General features: G+C 57.3%; 1 rRNA gene. It reads left to right on the forward strand.

Annotated elements, in window-relative coordinates:
* Window positions 1–1,052 (forward strand): 23S ribosomal RNA (locus ACZ4M5_RS34700); the annotation flags it as partial.

Below are 1,052 nucleotides of genomic sequence, written 5' to 3' on the forward strand. Positions count from 1 at the left end.
TCTCGTGACTGCGTGCCTTTTGAAGAATGAGCCTGCGAGTTTGCGGTGTGTTGCGAGGTTAACCCGGGTGGGGTAGCCGTAGCGAAAGCGAGTCCGAATAGGGCGTTTTTAGTAGCACGCTCAAGACCCGAAGCGGAGTGATCTAGCCATGGGCAGGTTGAAGCGGAGGTAAGACTTCGTGGAGGACCGAACCCACCAGGGTTGAAAACCTGGGGGATGACCTGTGGTTAGGGGTGAAAGGCCAATCAAACTCCGTGATAGCTGGTTCTCCCCGAAATGCATTTAGGTGCAGCGTCGTGTGTTTCTTGCCGGAGGTAGAGCACTGGATAGGCGATGGGCCCTACCGGGTTACTGACCTTAGCCAAACTCCGAATGCCGGTAAGTGAGAGCGCGGCAGTGAGACTGTGGGGGATAAGCTCCATGGTCGAGAGGGAAACAGCCCAGAGCATCGACTAAGGCCCCTAAGCGTACGCTAAGTGGGAAAGGATGTGGAGTCGCACAGACAACCAGGAGGTTGGCTTAGAAGCAGCCACCCTTGAAAGAGTGCGTAATAGCTCACTGGTCTAGTGATTCCGCGCCGACAATGTAGCGGGGCTCAAGCGTACCGCCGAAGTCGTGTCATTGCAGCATATACGGCCAACGCCGGCTGTGATGGGTAGGGGAGCGTCGTGTGCCGGGTGAAGCAGCCGCGGAAGCGAGTTGTGGACGGTTCACGAGTGAGAATGCAGGCATGAGTAGCGATACAAACGTGAGAAACGTTTGCGCCGATTGACTAAGGGTTCCTGGGTCAAGCTGATCTGCCCAGGGTAAGTCGGGACCTAAGGCGAGGCCGACAGGCGTAGTCGATGGATAACCGGTTGATATTCCGGTACCCGCTGTGAAGCGTCAAACATCGAGCATCGTGATGCTAAGGCCGTGAAGCCGCCCCTGATCTCTTCGGAGTGAGGGGGAGTGGTGGAGCCGCCGAACCAAGCGGTTAGTAGGTGAGTGATGGGGTGACGCAGGAAGGTAGTCCATCCCGGGCGGTGGTTGTCCCGGGGTAAGGGTGTAGG

The organism is Streptomyces sp. NPDC026246 (genome assembly GCF_055567995.1).